The 293-nt window shown below is 37.2% G+C and carries 1 pseudogene; it reads left to right on the forward strand.

Annotated elements, in window-relative coordinates:
* Window positions 1-47: 47 nt before the first annotated feature.
* A pseudogene (locus PZE06_RS28485) lies at window positions 48-293 on the forward strand (DNA replication/repair protein RecF); the annotation flags it as partial.

Genomic DNA, 293 nt, shown 5'->3' on the forward strand with positions numbered 1-293 from the left:
GCCAAATGTTTGCACATCACGATCATTGACATGAAAGAGAAGATCATCGCGATGTGCAAACATTTGGCTCACAGGGTCAACAAAGGACAACTGCGCTCTCATTAAAACTGGCTGAAATAGAATTGATCCGTTCAGAAATTGATGAATATCCTATTCTTCTACTTGATGATGTTCTTTCCGAATTAGATGATTTTCGTCAATCTCATTTATTAAACACGATCCAAGGCAAAGTTCAAACTTTTGTAACAACAACAAATGTAGACGGGATTGACCATCAAACCTTAAAAGAAGCA

Source organism: Robertmurraya sp. DFI.2.37 (assembly GCF_029211245.1).
Lineage (GTDB): Bacteria > Bacillota > Bacilli > Bacillales > Cytobacillaceae > Robertmurraya > Robertmurraya methanolica_A.